This is a genomic window from Geodermatophilus sp. DF01-2 (genome assembly GCF_004571065.1).
Lineage (GTDB): Bacteria > Actinomycetota > Actinomycetes > Mycobacteriales > Geodermatophilaceae > Geodermatophilus.
In genome coordinates, this window is sequence record NZ_SPQN01000015.1 from 38,038 (window position 1) to 52,980 (window position 14,943).

Annotated in this window: 15 protein-coding genes and 1 pseudogene; 10 read left to right on the forward strand and 6 right to left on the reverse strand. The window is 74.2% G+C overall.

Features of this window, described 5'->3' with window-relative positions:
* The first annotated feature begins 38 nt into the window (after positions 1–38).
* The 5 genes from mshA (at position 39) to E4P41_RS06895 (ending at position 4,822) form a co-directional block, all read left to right on the forward strand.
* Complete coding sequence (gene mshA, locus E4P41_RS06875; protein WP_135140163.1) at positions 39–1,391, forward strand: D-inositol-3-phosphate glycosyltransferase; 1,353 nt, start codon at positions 39–41, stop codon at positions 1,389–1,391.
* A gap of 70 nt (positions 1,392–1,461) precedes the next feature.
* On the forward strand, positions 1,462–2,004 hold the full coding sequence (locus E4P41_RS06880; protein WP_209307574.1) for a YbjN domain-containing protein: 543 nt from the start codon (positions 1,462–1,464) through the stop codon (positions 2,002–2,004).
* Positions 2,001–3,611, forward strand: a complete 1,611-nt coding sequence (locus E4P41_RS06885) for an MFS transporter (RefSeq protein ID WP_245177156.1) — start codon at positions 2,001–2,003, stop codon at positions 3,609–3,611. The genes E4P41_RS06880 and E4P41_RS06885 overlap by 4 nt, the downstream gene beginning before the upstream one ends.
* Before the next feature lie 52 nt (positions 3,612–3,663).
* Positions 3,664–3,966 (forward strand): hypothetical protein, encoded by a 303-nt coding sequence (locus E4P41_RS06890; protein ID WP_135140165.1) that lies wholly within the window; start codon positions 3,664–3,666, stop codon positions 3,964–3,966.
* 91 nt (positions 3,967–4,057) lie between these two features.
* Positions 4,058–4,822, forward strand: coding sequence for a phosphoglyceromutase (locus tag E4P41_RS06895; RefSeq protein WP_135140166.1), 765 nt, complete (start codon positions 4,058–4,060; stop codon positions 4,820–4,822).
* Between the two features lie 253 nt (positions 4,823–5,075).
* On the opposite strand, the gene phoU is transcribed toward E4P41_RS06895, so the two are convergent.
* Positions 5,076–5,735 carry a phosphate signaling complex protein PhoU gene (gene phoU, locus E4P41_RS06900; protein WP_135140167.1) on the reverse strand — a complete coding sequence of 220 codons (660 nt, stop codon included), beginning with the start codon at positions 5,733–5,735 and terminating at the stop codon, positions 5,076–5,078.
* A 222-nt stretch (positions 5,736–5,957) separates the two neighbouring features.
* Here phoU and E4P41_RS06905 point away from each other — a divergent pair, with 222 nt between their 5' ends.
* Together E4P41_RS06905 and E4P41_RS06910 are read left to right on the forward strand one after the other, a co-directional pair.
* Positions 5,958–7,217, forward strand: a complete 1,260-nt coding sequence (locus tag E4P41_RS06905) for an ATP-binding protein (protein ID WP_135140168.1) — start codon at positions 5,958–5,960, stop codon at positions 7,215–7,217.
* Positions 7,214–7,894 carry a response regulator transcription factor gene (locus E4P41_RS06910; RefSeq protein ID WP_135140169.1) on the forward strand — a complete coding sequence of 227 codons (681 nt, stop codon included), beginning with the start codon at positions 7,214–7,216 and terminating at the stop codon, positions 7,892–7,894. The genes E4P41_RS06905 and E4P41_RS06910 overlap by 4 nt, the downstream gene beginning before the upstream one ends.
* A gap of 133 nt (positions 7,895–8,027) precedes the next feature.
* Here E4P41_RS06910 and E4P41_RS06915 read toward each other — a convergent pair whose 3' ends face one another.
* Together E4P41_RS06915 and E4P41_RS06920 are read right to left on the reverse strand one after the other, a co-directional pair.
* A complete protein-coding gene (locus E4P41_RS06915) occupies positions 8,028–8,237 on the reverse strand; it encodes a DUF3072 domain-containing protein (protein ID WP_135140170.1) in 210 nt (69 codons plus the stop codon).
* 10 nt (positions 8,238–8,247) lie between these two features.
* A complete protein-coding gene (locus E4P41_RS06920; protein ID WP_135140171.1) occupies positions 8,248–8,463 on the reverse strand; it encodes a hypothetical protein in 216 nt (71 codons plus the stop codon).
* Positions 8,464–8,544: 81 nt separating this feature from the next.
* Here E4P41_RS06920 and E4P41_RS06925 point away from each other — a divergent pair, with 81 nt between their 5' ends.
* Positions 8,545–9,543 carry a helix-turn-helix domain-containing protein gene (locus E4P41_RS06925; RefSeq protein WP_135140172.1) on the forward strand — a complete coding sequence of 333 codons (999 nt, stop codon included), beginning with the start codon at positions 8,545–8,547 and terminating at the stop codon, positions 9,541–9,543.
* A 60-nt stretch (positions 9,544–9,603) separates the two neighbouring features.
* Here E4P41_RS06925 and E4P41_RS06930 read toward each other — a convergent pair whose 3' ends face one another.
* From E4P41_RS06930 to E4P41_RS06940, 3 genes are all read right to left on the reverse strand, one after another.
* Entirely contained in the window at positions 9,604–10,485 is an 882-nt protein-coding gene (locus E4P41_RS06930) for a class I SAM-dependent methyltransferase (RefSeq protein WP_135140173.1), read from the reverse strand.
* 4 nt (positions 10,486–10,489) lie between these two features.
* On the reverse strand, positions 10,490–12,685 hold the full coding sequence (locus E4P41_RS06935; RefSeq protein WP_135140174.1) for an MFS transporter: 2,196 nt from the start codon (positions 12,683–12,685) through the stop codon (positions 10,490–10,492).
* Between the two features lie 61 nt (positions 12,686–12,746).
* A complete protein-coding gene (locus tag E4P41_RS06940) occupies positions 12,747–13,583 on the reverse strand; it encodes a hypothetical protein (protein WP_135140175.1) in 837 nt (278 codons plus the stop codon).
* A gap of 204 nt (positions 13,584–13,787) precedes the next feature.
* Here E4P41_RS06940 and E4P41_RS06945 point away from each other — a divergent pair, with 204 nt between their 5' ends.
* Both E4P41_RS06945 and E4P41_RS06950 read left to right on the forward strand, forming a co-directional pair.
* Complete coding sequence (locus E4P41_RS06945) at positions 13,788–14,735, forward strand: Ppx/GppA phosphatase family protein (protein WP_135140176.1); 948 nt, start codon at positions 13,788–13,790, stop codon at positions 14,733–14,735.
* Positions 14,732–14,943 (forward strand): annotated as a pseudogene (locus tag E4P41_RS06950) (hypothetical protein); the annotation flags it as partial. The gene E4P41_RS06945 and the pseudogene E4P41_RS06950, both read left to right, overlap by 4 nt.

Genomic DNA, 14,943 nt, shown 5'->3' on the forward strand with positions numbered 1-14,943 from the left:
GCCTCCCGGCGCCCGGGGAGCGAGGCGGGAGGTCGCACGTGGCCGCTCGCCGCCGTCCCCGGTCGGCCGTGCCCCGGCGGGTGGCGACCCTCTCGGTGCACACCAGCCCGCTCGACCAGCCCGGTGCCGGCGACGCCGGCGGCATGAACGTCTACATCGTCGAGGTCTCCCGCCGGCTGGCCGCTCGCGGCATCGCCGTCGACGTCTTCACCCGCGCGACCTCGAGCGAGCTGCCGCCAGTGGTCGAGATGAGCCCCGGCGTGACCGTGCGGCACGTCAGCGCCGGCCCCTTCGAGGGCCTGGGCAAGGAGGAGCTCCCCGCCCAGCTGTGCGCCGTCACCGCCGCCGTCCTGCGCGAGGAGGCCCAGCACGAGCCGGGCCACTACGACGTCGTCCACTCGCACTACTGGCTCTCCGGCCAGGTCGGATGGCTGGCCCGCGACCGGTGGAGCGTGCCGCTGATCCACACCGCGCACACCCTGGCCAAGGTGAAGAACGCCGCGCTGGCCACCGGTGACCGCCCCGAGCCGCGGGCCCGGGTGATCGGCGAGGAGCAGGTGGTCGCCGAGGCCGACCGGCTGGTCGCCAACACGGCCGACGAGGCCCGTCAGCTGGTCGACCACTACGGCGCCGACCCGCGACGCACCCTCGTCGTCCCGCCCGGGGTCGACCTCGACCGCTTCACCCCCGGCGACCGGGCGGCGGCCCGTCGCCGGCTGGGCGTCGCCGAGGACGCCGTCGTGCTGCTGTTCGTCGGCCGGATCCAGCCGCTCAAGGCCCCCGACCTGCTGCTCGAGGCGGCCGCGCGGATGCTCGCGGACGACCCCGGCCTGCGCGACCGGCTCCGGGTGCACGTCGTCGGCGCGCCCAGCGGAACCGGCCTGGAGGCGCCCCGTCAGCTCGAGCAGCTGGCCGCCCAGCTTGGCATTCCCGACCTGGTCCGCTTCCTGCCGCCCGTGCACGCCGAGCTGCTCGCCGAGCACTACCGGGCCGCCGATGTCGCCGTCGTCCCCAGTCACAACGAGTCCTTCGGGCTGGTGGCGCTGGAGGCCCAGGCCTGCGGGACGCCGGTCGTCGCGGCCGCCGTCGGTGGCCTGCGCACCGCCGTGCGGGACGGCGTCTCCGGTGTCCTGGTGGAGGGTCGCGACCCGGCCGACTACGCGACCGCGATCCGGTCCGTGCTCGCCCGCCGCGAGCTGCTGTCGGCCGGCGCACGCCGGCACGCCGGCTCCTTCTCCTGGGAGCGCACCGTCGACAGCCTGGTGTCGGCCTACACCGCCGCCGCCGAGGAGATGGCCGCGGCCGCGGGGAGCGGGGTCGCCGGCACGCTGATGCGCCCGCCCCGGGTGCTCGGCGCGGTGCGGCCGCTGGGTGCGCAGGTGGCCCGGTGAGCGGCTCTGTCGTCCCGACGGCTCCGCCGTGCGGGAGGAAGTCCGGGGACTCGGTCAGCGGGAGGACGTCGTGAGTCGTGAGGGGACCGTCGAGGAGCTCGACGCGGTCATCGAGCAGACGCTGCGCGAGAGCGACCTGGTGCACGAGCGCCCGGCGCCCGGCCGGTGGCTGGTCGACCTGCCCGGCACCAAGAAGCTCAAGACCGTGTGCGGGCTGATCGTCGGTGAGCACGCGCTCCGGGTGGAGGCCTTCGTCTGCCGGCAGCCCGACGAGAACCGCGAGCAGCTGTGGACCTTCCTGCTGCAGCACAACGCGCGCATGTACGGCGTCTCGTACTCGATCGACGGCGTGGGCGACGTCTACCTGACCGGCCGGTTGCCGCACGCCGCGGTCACCCCCGACGAGCTCGACCGCGTCCTCGGCGCGGTGCTCAGCTACGCCGACGACCACTTCAACACGATGCTCGAGATCGGCTTCGGCACCTCGATCCGGCGGGAATGGGAGTGGCGGGTCAAGCGGGGCGAGTCGCTGCGCAACCTCGAGGCCTTCGCCGACTTCGCCGACCCCGGCCGGAGGTCCCGGACCGGCGGCCGTCCGGACGGCGGGGCGTGACGGCGACCGCACGGTCGCTCCCCGAGGCCGCCGAGGAGCGGCCCGGCTACGCCCGCCGGTGGTGGGTGCTGGCCACCATGACGGTCTGCCTGCTCGTGGTGATCATGGGCAACACGACCCTCAACGTCGCCATCCCCACGCTGCAGCGGGAGCTGGGTGCCACCCAGGGTCAACTGCAGTGGGCGATCGACGCCTACATCCTCGTGTTCGCCGGGCTGCTGTTCTCCTGGGGCGTCATCGGCGACCGGATCGGCCGGCGGAAGGTCCTGTTGATCGGGCTGTCGATCTACACGGTCGCCTCGCTGCTCGGGGCCTTCAGCGGCAGCCCGGCGGAGCTGATCGCCTGGCGGGCGGTCATGGGCATCGGCGGCGCTGCGGTGCAGCCGGCCACCCTCGCGGTCATCACCAACGTCTTCCCGCCCGGGGAGCGCGGCCGCGCCATCGGCGTCTGGGCCGGCACCGCCGGGCTCGCCGTCGCCGGCGGCCCCCTGGCCAGCGGCGCCGTCCTCGAGCACTTCTGGTGGGGCGCGATCTTCCTCATCGCCGTGCCGGTCGCCGTGCTCGGCATCGTGGGGACGCTGCTCGTCGTCCCCGAGTCCCGCGACCCCTTCCCGGGCCGGCTCGACGTTCCGGGCGTCCTGCTGTCGATCTTCGCCCTCGCCGGCGTGGTCTACGGGATCATCCACGGCGGCTCGGGGGCGGGCTGGACGTCTCCGGGTGTCCTCGTGCCGCTGCTCGGCGGGCTGGTCCTGCTGGTGCTGTTCCTGTGGCTGCAGCGACGCTCGGCCCACCCGGCGCTCGACGTCACGCTCTTCCGCAACCCGGCCTTCTCCGCCGCCGCGGCCGCCCTCGGGTTGAACTTCTTCGCCCTCATGGGAGCGACCTTCTACCTCGTCTACTACCTGCAGGGCGTGCGGGGATACGGGCCGCTGGCCAGCGGTGCGGCGCTCATCCCCGTGGCGCTGGGCATGGCGCTGATGGCGCCGCAGAGCTCGCGACTGGCCGAGCGTCTCGGCGCCAAGGCCGTCGTGGGCGGCGGCTTCCTCCTGATCGCCCTCTCGTTCGCCGGCTTCCAGCTCCTCGACCGGACCTCGCCGCTGTGGCTGCTGATCGTCGTCCTGTCCGTGCAGGGCCTCGGCATGGGCGCGGTGATGGCGCCGACGACCGAGTCGATCATGTCGGTGGTGCCGCGGCACAAGGCCGGGGCGGGTGCCGCGGTGAACAACTCCGTCCGGCAGGTCGGGGGCGCGCTGGGGGTGGCCATCCTGGGCTCGCTGCTGTCCTCCGCCTATGCGGCCGAACTCGGCGACGCGGTCGACTCGCTGCCGCCGGCGGCCCGCGACGAGGCCAGCTCCTCGATCATCGCGACCCTCGGTGCGGTCGAGCAGCTCCGCGCCGGTGGGGACGACGAGGCGGCGGTCGCCGCGGGAGCGCTGACCGACCGCGCCCTGGACGCCTTCGTCTCGGCCATGCACCTGACCGCCATAGGCACGGCCTCCGCCGCGCTCGTGGCCGCCCTGGTGGTGTTCACGTGGCTGCCCGGACGACGTCCGCTGGACCGGTCGCCGTCCCCGGAGCCGTCGTCCGGAGCCGCCCGGCGGCCGTGATGCCGAGCGCAGGCCGACCCGCCTGGCGCCGGCAGCGGTTAGCGTGGCGGCGGTGCAGGAGCGTCCCGGGCAGCAGGAGCGTCAGGTCCGGGCCCTCGTGGGCCTGATGGCGGCCACGGCGCTGGTCTATCCGCTGCTGTTGTGCGCGGTGCAGCTGACCTTCGCCCAGCTCGTCGTGGTGGACCTGTCGGGGACGGTCCTGTGGCTGACCGTCGGCGTGGCCTGCAGCGTCGCCGCCGTCGCCGCGCTGCGCTGGGGCGTCGACCGGCCGGTCCGCAGTCCGTGGCTGCTCACCGGCCTGCTGCCGCCGCTGGTGTTCGAGGCCTGGCTGCTGTGGCCGCTGCTCACCGGGTAAAGGACCCCGTCCTCCTCATCCCTCGCACGCTCGGGACGGGCCTCTGGACAGGGCCGAGGACGGGCCGCACCTGATCGGGCAGGATGGCGGCGTGACGACGCCGCCTGCCACCCACACCCTGGTACTGCTCCGCCACGGCGAGAGCGAGTGGAACAAGGCCAACCTGTTCACCGGATGGGTGGACGTGCCGCTGTCGGAGCAGGGCCGCGCCGAGGCCGCCCGCGGGGGTGAGCTGCTCGCCGAGCACGGCGTGCTGCCCGAGGTGTCGCACACCTCGGTGCTCAAGCGGGCGATCACCACCGCGGAGCTCGCGCTCGCCGCCTGCGACCGGCAGTGGATCCCGGTGAAGCGCTCCTGGCGGCTCAACGAGCGGCACTACGGCGCACTGCAGGGCAAGGACAAGGCCGCCACGCTCGCCGCGTACGGCGAGGAGCAGTTCATGATCTGGCGCCGGTCGTACAGCACGCCCCCACCGCCGATCGAGCCCGGCAGCGAGTACTCCCAGGACGGCGACCCGCGGTACCTGATGCTGCCGCCGGAGGTCCGGCCGTCCACCGAGTGCCTGGCCGACGTCGTCGTCCGGATGCTGCCGTACTGGTACGACGCGATCGTGCCGGACCTGCGCGCCGGCCTGACCGTGCTCGTCGCCGCGCACGGCAACAGCCTGCGGGCGCTGGTCAAGCACCTGGACGGGATGGGGGAGGACGAGGTGGTGGGGCTCAACATCCCCACCGGCGTCCCGCTGCGCTACGACCTGGACGACGACCTGCGCCCGGTCAAGCCCGGTGGCGAGTACCTCGACCCCGAGGCCGCGGCCGCCGCCATCGAGGCCGTCAGGAACCAGGGTAAGAAGTAGGCCCGAGAGCACGTCAGTGGCCCCCTCACGATCCGGGAGGGGGCCACTGACGTGTGGTGGTCCAGCGGAGCCGGGGACGGCACTGAGCTGGGGTGGACCGATCGCGAGGGCCCGCAGGCCCCCTGCCGGGCACCGCCCCGAGCTTGCGAGGGGTGGGGAGGAGGGGGTCCTTCCACCGATCGGGACACGGGCAAGGGCTCAGCGACAGCCGGGGACGGCACCTGGCCGCGGTGTCGGCCGGTGGGCCGACAGATCAAGTCGCCGTCGCGTGCATCTCCCGCTCGCCGGTGACGAGGTAGACGACCCGGCGGGCGACGCTGACCGCGTGGTCGGCGAAGCGCTCGTAGTAGCGGCCGAGCAGGGTGATGTCGATGGCCGCCTCCATGCCGTGCGGCCAGTCGTTGCTCAGCAGCTCGCTGAACAGCTGCCGGTGCAGCTGGTCCATGAGGTCGTCCTCGGCCTCGAGGGCGGCGGCCGCCTCGACGTCGAGCTTGGCGATGACGGTCGCGGTCTGGGTCACCAGGCTCTCGGCGACGTGCCCGGCCTCGAGGAAGATCGGCCGTAGCTCCTGGGGGACGGCGGGCTCGGGGAAGCGCATCCGCGCCAGCTTGGCGACGTGGCTGGCGAGGTCGCCCATCCGCTCGAGGTCGCTGATGATGCGCATCGCCGCGGTGATCGTGCGCAGGTCCGTGGCCACCGGCGCCTGCCGGGCCAGCAGGGTGAAGCAGCGCTGCTCGATGCTCTCCCGGGTGGCGTCGATGTGCTCGTCGCCCTCGATGACCAGGTTGGCCAGCTCGATGTCGGCGTCCAGCAGCGAGGTGGTCGCCTTGCTCATGGCCGAGCCGACCGAGTTGGCCATCTGGACCAGGCAGTTGTTGATGTCGTCGAGTTCCTCGTGGTAGTGCTGACGCACCGTCGTCCTCCTCGTCGGCCGGGCCGGCCTGGCACAACGCTCAGGGGTACCCGTGGTTCGAGGCCCCAACGCCCCCAGACCACGAGGGTAGGGCCGCCGTCCGACTCGCCACGGCCCCGGCGGTGAACGGGCGGGCACGGGAACGTGAACAGTGACGATACGAGGTGGTGGCGCCACCCGGAGGAGGGATGTCCGCCGGTCGGCGCGGCCTAGCATCGGCGCGTGAGCTCGACGGTCGCCCTCGTGGTCGGCCTCGTCATCGGCCTCGTCGTCGGCGTCGCCGGTGGGGTCCCGGTCGCCGCGTTCCTGCTGCGTCGTCGGCGCGACGATCGGGGACGCGCGACGCCGGCCGACCCGACGCCGCTGCCGGAGGCGGTCCTGGCGCGGCGGCTGCTCGACCTGATCGACCCCGCCGTCGTCCTGCTCGACCCGGACGACGTCGTCCTGCTCGCCAACCCGGCCGCGCGCGCCCTGGGCATCGTCCGGGAGACCCGGCTGCTCGTGCCCGAGCTGCTGGAACTCGCCCGGACGGTCCACGACAGCGGGCGACGGCGGGCCGAGGTCTCCCTGTCCGCCTCGATCGTCGGCGGCGGTCCCCGGGTGCTCGGGGTGCTCGGGGTGCGGCTGGAGAGCGGACCGGGCCCGGCGCCGGGCCCGGTGGCGCTGGTGCTGCAGGACGTGACGGAGGCCCGCCGGGTCGAGGCGGTCCGCCGTGACTTCGTCGCCAACGTGGGTCACGAGCTCAAGACGCCGGTCGGGGCGCTGTCGCTGCTCGCCGAGGCCGTCGAGGACGCCGCCGACGACCCGGAGACGGTACGCCGGTTCGCCTCCCGCATGGTCCACGAGGCCGACCGGCTCGCCCGCCTGGTCCGCGAGCTCATCGACCTCTCCCGGCTGCAGGGTGGGGAGCCGCTGCCCGAGCTGATGCCCGTCGAGGTTGACACCGTCGTCGCCGAGGCGGTCGACCGGACCAAGCTGGCCGCGTCGGCCAAGCAGATCGCGATCGTCTCCGGTGGGGAGGGCGGGTTGGTCGTGCGCGGCGTGGAGTCGCAGCTGGCGACCGCCGTGACGAACCTGCTCGCCAACGCCGTGGCCTACAGCCCCGAGCACACGCGGATCGCCGTCGGGGCGCGCGCCCGCGGCGGCTTCGTCGAGATCACCGTGACCGACAGCGGTATCGGCATCCCCCGCGAGGACCGGTCGCGGGTCTTCGAGCGCTTCTACCGGGTGGACCAGTCACGGGCCAGCCGCACGGGTGGCACCGGCCTGGGGCTGGCCATCGTCAAGCACGTGGCGACCAACCACGGCGGCTCGGTGAGCGTGTGGAGCGAGGAGGGCCTGGGCTCCACCTTCACGCTGCGGATCCCGCTGGCCGCCCGCGGCGCCGCACCCACCATCCCCAATCCCGCCGGCGCCGCGCCGGCCGAGCACGATCTCGCCGGCGGCCAGGCCGCCGCTGACGCCCCGAAGGGACGGTCATGACCCGAGTGCTGGTCGTGGAGGACGAGGAGTCCTTCTCCGACGCGCTGTCCTACATGCTGCGGAAGGAGGGGTTCGATCCCGTCGTCGCCGGGACCGGGCCGGAGGCGCTGGCGGAGTTCGACCGTGGCGGCGCCGACATCGTGCTGCTCGACCTCATGCTGCCGGGGCTCCCCGGCACCGAGGTGTGCCGCGCGCTGCGCTCCCGCAGCGGCGTGCCGATCATCATGCTCACCGCCAAGGACGCCGAGGTCGACAAGGTCGTCGGCCTGGAACTGGGCGCCGACGACTACGTGACCAAGCCCTACTCCGCCCGCGAGCTGGTCGCCCGGATCCGAGCGGTGCTGCGGCGCCGTGGGGACGTCGACGCGCCGGCGGAGTCGGCTCTGGAAGCCGGCCCCGTGCGCATGGACGTGGAGCGGCACGTCGTCTCGGTGGACGGCGAGCCCGTCCCGCTGCCGCTCAAGGAGTTCGACCTGCTCGAGCTGCTGCTGCGCAACGCCGGCCGGGTCCTCACCCGGATCCAGCTCATCGACCGCGTGTGGGGCTCGGACTACGTGGGCGACACCAAGACCCTCGACGTCCACGTCAAGCGGCTGCGGGCCAAGATCGAGCCGGACCCGGCCAACCCCAAGTACCTGGTGACCGTGCGCGGTCTCGGCTACAAGTTCGAGGCGTGATACCCGGTCGGCCTACCGGCCTCCACCGCGGCCAGGTAGCGGGTCGGCTGGCGCTGAGCCCCACCGCCGCCTCGTCGCGGACCCCTCCGGGGCCCACTCCTCGACGGCATCGCGGCCAGGTAGGAGTCCTTCCTCACTGGCCGCGGCCGGTCTCGTCCTGCAGCTCGTCGATCTTGCGCGACGCGTCGGCCTTGGTGATGTCGTCGGGCACCTCCTCGCCGGCCTCGCGGGCCAGCGTGTCGAGGTAGCTCTTCTGTGCGCCGGTCGCCGGCTCGTCGCCGGTCACCCAGTCCGACGGGTCCTTCTCGGTGGTGCGCTCGGTGTGCTCGTTCGGTTCGCTCATGCGTTCGAGCCTAGGCCCGGGCGGGCTCCGGCGCAGGGCGAACCGGAACGGCTGGACGGCGGCCGACGGTCGCCTCCCGGCGGCGGCCGGTGCGGTAGACGTGCACGGCACCGCAGGGGCACTCGACGTGCAGCGCGATGTGGGCCGGGTGGTTGACCGCCGAGCGGATGCGCCGGTCGGCGACCAGCTCGTCGGTCCTCGTCACGGGGCAGGTGATCAGGAACATGGGGTGAGCGTGCTCGTGCGGAACGGGTCGGACGAGTGGCAGGACCGACCACTTTCGCAGCGTTCCTGCCATCATGTCGGCATGACGGGAATCGGCCGTCCCCTCGTGGTGAGCGCCGTCGTCGCCGACGGCCTGGTGGGCAGCTTCGGGCTGGGCGTCGCGGTGGAGGTCTTCGGCTACGACCGCCGCGCCATGGGCCTGCCCCGGTTCGACTTCGGTCTGGTCACCGAGCACCCCGGGGTGGTCCGCACCGACACCGGGATCCCGCTGACCGTCGAGCACGGGCTCGAGCGGCTGGCCGCCTCGGACATCGTCACGATCACCGCCTGGGAGGTGTGCGACCGCGTCCCGTCCCCGCAGCTGCTCGACGCCGTCCGCGCCGCGCACGCGCGCGGGGCGCTGATCGTCAGCCAGTGCACGGGAGCCTTCGTCCTCGCCGCCGCAGGGCTGCTCGACGGCCAGCGGGCCACCACGCACTGGAAGTACGCCGGCGAACTGGCCGCCCGCCACCCCGCCGTCCGGGTGGAACCCGCGGTCCTCTACGTCGACAACGGCCAGGTCGTCACGGGGGCCGGCACCGCCGCCGGCGTCGACGCGCTGCTGCACCTGGTCCGGCGCGAGTGGGGCGCGGCCGCGGCCAACGCGCTCGCGCGGGAGATGGTGGTCCCGCCGCACCGCGACGGCGGACAGGCCCAGTTCATCGACGCCCCGGTGGCGGGGTGCGAGGACGACCGGCTCGGCGCCGTCCTGGAGTGGGCCGTGGCGCATCTGGCCGAGGAGGTCACCGTCGACGTCCTCGCCCGGCGGGCGCTGATGAGCCCGCGCACCTTCGCCCGGCGGTTCCGCGCCGCCACCGGGACGACGCCGCACGCCTGGCTGCTGGCCCAGCGGCTGGCCGCGGCCGAGACGCTGCTGGAGGGCAGCGACACCTCCGTGGAGGAGGTCGCCCGGCTGGTCGGCTTCGGCACCGCCGCCGGGCTGCGCGAGCAGTTCACCCGCCGTCGCGGGGTGTCGCCGCGGGCCTACCGGCAGACCTTCCGCCGTGCGGTGGCGACGGGGGACGGCGACCGGGCGGCCTGAAGGACCCCGTCCTCCCCACCCCTCGCGAGCTCGGGGCGGTGCCCTGGACGGGGCCGGCGCCTACGTTCCCGGGATCGGCCGGGCGACGCAGACCAGCGAGTCGAGCCGGCCGGCGTTGGCCGAGGCCAGCGGACTGCGGACCACCCGGGTCAGCGCGAGCCCGGCCCGCGCCAGGAGCAGCGCGTGGGTGCGTGGACTGAAGTGCCAGATGTGCTCGGTCGGCTTGAGCGTCCACCAGCGGGTCCCCAGCAGCCGCGCCGGCAGCGAGGAGATGTACGGCGTGGAGAAGAGGACGACGCCGTCGTCGGCGACCAGCGAGCGGACGGTCCGCCAGAACGACAACGGGTCCGGCACGTGCTCGACGGTGTCCCAGGCGCACACGGCGTCGAAGCCGGGGTCCAGCGGCGCCTCCTCGAGCTGGCCGCAGAACACGTCGAGGCCGAGGGTGTCCTGGGCGTGCTCGGCACCGGTGCGGGAGAGCTCGACACCGGACGTCGTCCACCCGGCGTTCCGCGCTGCGGCCAGGAACAAGCCGTAGCCGGCGCCGACCTCGAGCAGCCGGCCACCCACCGGCGGGCCGCCCCGCTCCCGGTCGATCAGCCGCAGGCGGCCGGCCGTCCAGGTGCGTTGCAGCAGCATCGCGGGGGAGAGACGGCCCTCGGCGGGCGGAGCGCTCTCGTCCGAGGAGACCCCGGAGCCGTGGACGCCGCCGGCGGAGGAGACCGCCGAGCCGTAGACGCCGCCCTCGAAATACCGTGGGTCGTCGTAGAGCCGCTGGAGCGCCTCGGGGCGCAGCCGCGGGCTGATGAAGACCAGCTCGCACTGCGGGCAGCGGACCACGCCGAACGGGGCGACGTCGTGCACCAGCGTGCCGGGCACTCGGCACAGGCAGCACACGACGTCCTCGGTGTCCTCGGCCGTCCAGTCCGCCTGCTCTGTCACCGGGTCAGCCTACGGAGCGGCCCGCCCGTTCCGCGGCAGCGGTGGACCCCGCGCCGGGCGTCGCCGTGTCGGCAGGGAGGTCGGGGTCCGACGGGGCGCTCTCGGGGGCGGTCGGGTAGCGCGTCGCCACCAGGCTGGCCAGCCGCCGCCGGACGACGGGGGAGACCAGCCCGTCCCCGCCGTCGGCGTCGAGCAACTCCCCGGGGACGACGACGTAGCGGTCCGGCGCCGCCTCGGCCTGGGCGAGGAAGGCGCGGCGGACCGCCTCGGCGTCCGCGTCGGCGGGGGCGGCGGTGACCGGGGAGTCGACGACGACGGTCAGGTCGGGCAGCAGCCCGCGGGTGGCCCACAGCGACGTCCGGAAGATGCGGTCGGCGTCGAGGCCCTGACCGGCGCCGTGGAAGGCGATCGAGGTGTCCACGTAGTGGGTGTTGACCACCACCCGGTTCCGCTCGAGCGCCGGGCGGATCACCGTCGCGACGTGCTGGGCGCGGTCGGCGGCGGCCAGCAGGGCGGCGGTGTGCGCGCCGACCGGGCGGTTCGGGTCGTCGGTCGGCGTCTCCGGCGCGGGAAAGCCGGTGCCCGACCCCGGCGCGGGCGGGAACAGCAGGCCGCGCACCTGCCGGCCCAACTGGGTGTCACTGGGCTCGGAGGTCACCTCGACCGGGCAGCCGAGGTCGCGCAGCACCTGCGCGAGGTCCTCGGTGTAGCGGCGGGTGAGGTCGCGGTCGGCTCCCTCGACGACGACGAACAGCCCCACGCCGCTGGACGAGGCCGAGAACAGGTCCGACCGACCCCACAGCAGCCGGGCCACGTCGCGGACCCGGGTGTGGGAACGGGCCGGCACCACCTGGCGGGTCGCGTAGGCGCTGACCAGGAGGGCGAGCACGCCGCCGACCAGCAGCGTCAGGCCGGGCCCGGTGACGGTGAGCACCAGGTCGCCCAGGCGGACGTCGTGGGAGCCGATCAGCCCGGCCAGGCCCGGGCCGACGGCCACTGCGAGCAGCAGGACGATCCGCACCGAGGAGATGACGAAGGCGAAGACGCGGCCGCGCAACCGGTCCTCGACCTCGAAGCCGATCAGCGTGTAACCGATGATCCAACTGACGCCGGCGAACAGCCCCACGAGGAACGCCGCGGCGGTGGCCAGCACGAAGTCCCGCAGCACCGACATGGTCAACAGCGCGATACCGGCCAGCCCGATGGCGTGCGTGAAGACGCTGCGCCGCGGGACCGTCGGCAGGATCCGCGGGCCGGTCAGCATGCCGATGGCCAGGCCGGTGAAGACCACCCCGAAGACGACCGAGTAGCCGGCGGCTCCGGCCTGCAGCGTGGCCACGTACAGCTGGGCCACACCGACGGTGAGCCCACCGGCGCCGAACGCGCCGATGACGCCGACGTAGAGAGCGCGCATGAACGGCTGGCCGCGCAGGAAGGCCACGCCTTCCACCACCAGCGAGAACACGTTGCGCTGTCCGCCGTCGTGGTCCGGCGGGGTGCCCGGGATGAGCCTGCGGGACAGCAGCACGGTGGCGGCGCTGAGCCCGAAGCTGCCGGCGTTGAAGACGAGGGCCACGACGATCGCCGTCCGGGTCTCGCCGCCGCCGCCCTCCCCGAGCAGCCGGCTGACCGTCGACAGCAGCGCGAACAGCATGGCAGCGACCGGGACGGCGCCGTACACGGAGAACAGCGAAATCTGGTTGGCCACGGCGAGCCGGTCGCGGGGCACGATCGACACCCACATCGCCTGCTTGGCCGGGTTGGTGAACAACCCGACCGCCTCGACGAGGAACTGGGCGACGTAGAGCCAGGTCAGCTCGTAGGTGACCGCGATGGAGAGGTAGAGCGAGAGCGCCAGCAGCTCGCCGACGACCACCGTCGTCCGCCGGTCCAGCCGGTCGGCCAACGCCCCGGCCAGCGGGCCGAGCACCAGGTCGGGGAGCAGGCGGGTGAGGATGACGCCGGAGATGGCTGCACCCTGCACCGCCAGGGACTCGTCCCGGGTGAGCTGCTGGGCCATGGCCGTGGTGGCCAGCAGGCCCAGCCAGTCGCCGAGGCTGGAGACGGTGATCGCCGCCCACAGTCGGCGGAAGACCGGGATGCGGACCAGCGCGAGGAAGGCGTTGTCCGGCCGTACGCCCTCGGTCCCGGTCCGCTCCCCGGCCGGGGGAGAGCCCGCTCTCGCGTGCCCCTCGATCACTGTCCCCGCCGTCCGCTCGTCCGTCCGTCCGGAGGAAGGGTAGTGGCGGGGAGGTGGCCGGTCAGTGCTCGTGCGCCCCGGAGGAGGGAAACGGGCCGGGCCGCCGGCGCTGCAGCGCGACCGGCACGGGGGCCGGACTGGCCGGATGCGGGGCGACGAGGCCGCGGTCGAGCCGGGCCTCGGTCAGCCGCCGCAGCTCCGCGTAGGCCGCCGGACCCAGCAGCGCGGTGAGCTCCGCGGCGTAGGTGAGGATCAGCGGCTCGGCGGAGACGTGTGCCGCCGGCGAACCGGTGCACCACCAGTGCAGGTCGTGGCCGCCCGGGCCCCAGCCGCGCCGGTCGAACTCGCCGATGCTCGTCACCAGGACCTTCGTGCCGTCGGGGCGCTCGACCTCCTCCTGCTCACGGCGCACCGGCAGCTGCCAGCAGACGTCGGGCTTGGTCAGCAGCGGGTGCAGGTCCTCGCGCAGCGCCATGCGGTGCAACGCGCAGCCGGTGCCGCCGGGAAAGCCGGGCCGGTTGAGGAAGACGCAGGCGCCGTCGACGAGCCGGGTGCGCAGCGACCGCACACCGCCGCCCTCGTCGTCGGCCGCGTCCTCCTCCGTCCATGCGCCGCGTCCCACGGGCGCGAGCTGCCAGTCCTCGTCGGAAAGGTCGGCGACGGCGGCGGTCACGCGGGCCAGGTCGTCCTCGTCGGTGAAGAAGGCGCCGTGGCTGCAGCAGCCGTCGTCCGGTCGGCCCTCGACGACGCCGGCGCAGCCGCGGCCGAACACGCAGGTCCAGGCGGAGGCGAGCCAGGTGAGGTCGGCCCGGACGACGTGGCCCGGATCGGCCGGGTCGGGGAACTCGACCGACTCCCGGGCGAAGTCCAGCGGCACCTCGGGCGGGACGTCGTGCACCGGCCCAGGGTAGGAGGAGCGTGGGGGGACGGTGCTCACCGAGCCACGCCGTCCCGCGGCCCTCCTCCTGCGCGACCTCTGCCGCACCCGCCCGGAGGGCTCCACCGAGGCCCTGCGCCACGGGATCCCCACCTACTGACGACGGCGGGTCCCGGCTGCTGACCAGGGCAAGCCCGCCCCGACGTCGACCGGCAGACTGATTGCATGAGGCTCGGGGTGCTGGACGTCGGATCGAACACCGTGCACCTGCTCGTGGTCGACGCCCACCGCGGTGCCCACCCGACGCCACAGCACGACGACCGCTGGCTGCTGCGCCTGGCCGAGCACGTCGGCAGCGACGACCTCCTGTCCAAGGAGGGGGAGAAGGCGCTGCTGAAAGCGGTGCGCAAGGCGTGCGAGCAGGCCGAGAAGCAGGGCTGCGACGAGGTGCTCGCCCTCGTGACCTCCGCCATCCGCGAGGCCCGCAACGGCCTGGAGGTGCTGGAGCGGATCCGGGAACGGACCGGCGTGGAGCTGCAGGTCACCAGCGGTGAGGAGGAGGCGCGGCTGACCTTCCTCGCCGTCCGCCGGTGGTTCGGCTGGAGTGCCGGCCGGCTGCTCGTCCTGGACATCGGCGGCGGGTCGCTGGAGCTGGCCAGCGGCCTCGACGAGGATCCGGACGTCGCGCTGTCCCTGCCCCTGGGCGCGGGCCGGATGACCCGCCGCTACCTGCCCGAGGCCCGCACCGGGGGCCGCCCCGACCTGCAGGCCCTCGCCGACCTCGATGCGCACGCCGCCGACCTGCTCAAGCCCGCGGCGAAGAAGCTGTTGGCCGGCGGGCCACCGGACCTGGTGACGGCGACCAGCAAGACCTTCCGCACGCTGGCCCGGCTGACCGGCGCGGCGCCGTACTCCGCGGGGTTGCGGGCGCCGCGCCACCTGACCCTGGACGGGCTGGGGCAGCTGCTCGGCTTCGTCTCCCGGATCGAGTCCTCGGCCCTGGCCGAGCTGCAGGGCGTCTCGCCCGACCGCGCCCACCAGATCCCCGGCGGCGCCGTCGTGGCGCGGGCGGCGATGCGGGTGCTGGACGTACCGTCCGTCCGGATCTGCCCGTGGGCGCTGCGGGAGGGCGTCATCCTCCGGCGACTGGACTCGTTGGAGGACGAACGATGAGCACTCCGTCCGGCAGCCGCGGGGAGGGCCGCCGCGACCCGGACACCGGCGGCCGGCCGCTCGCCGACATCCTGCGCGAGGCCGGTGTCGAGTCGCCGACCCGCGGTCGGCGCCGGCGCGGCGACGACCTCGACGACACCGGCGTCCGGCAGCGGGGCTCCGAGGGCGGACGGGACACCGGGCGGGTGGCCGACCGGCCGCAGTTCGG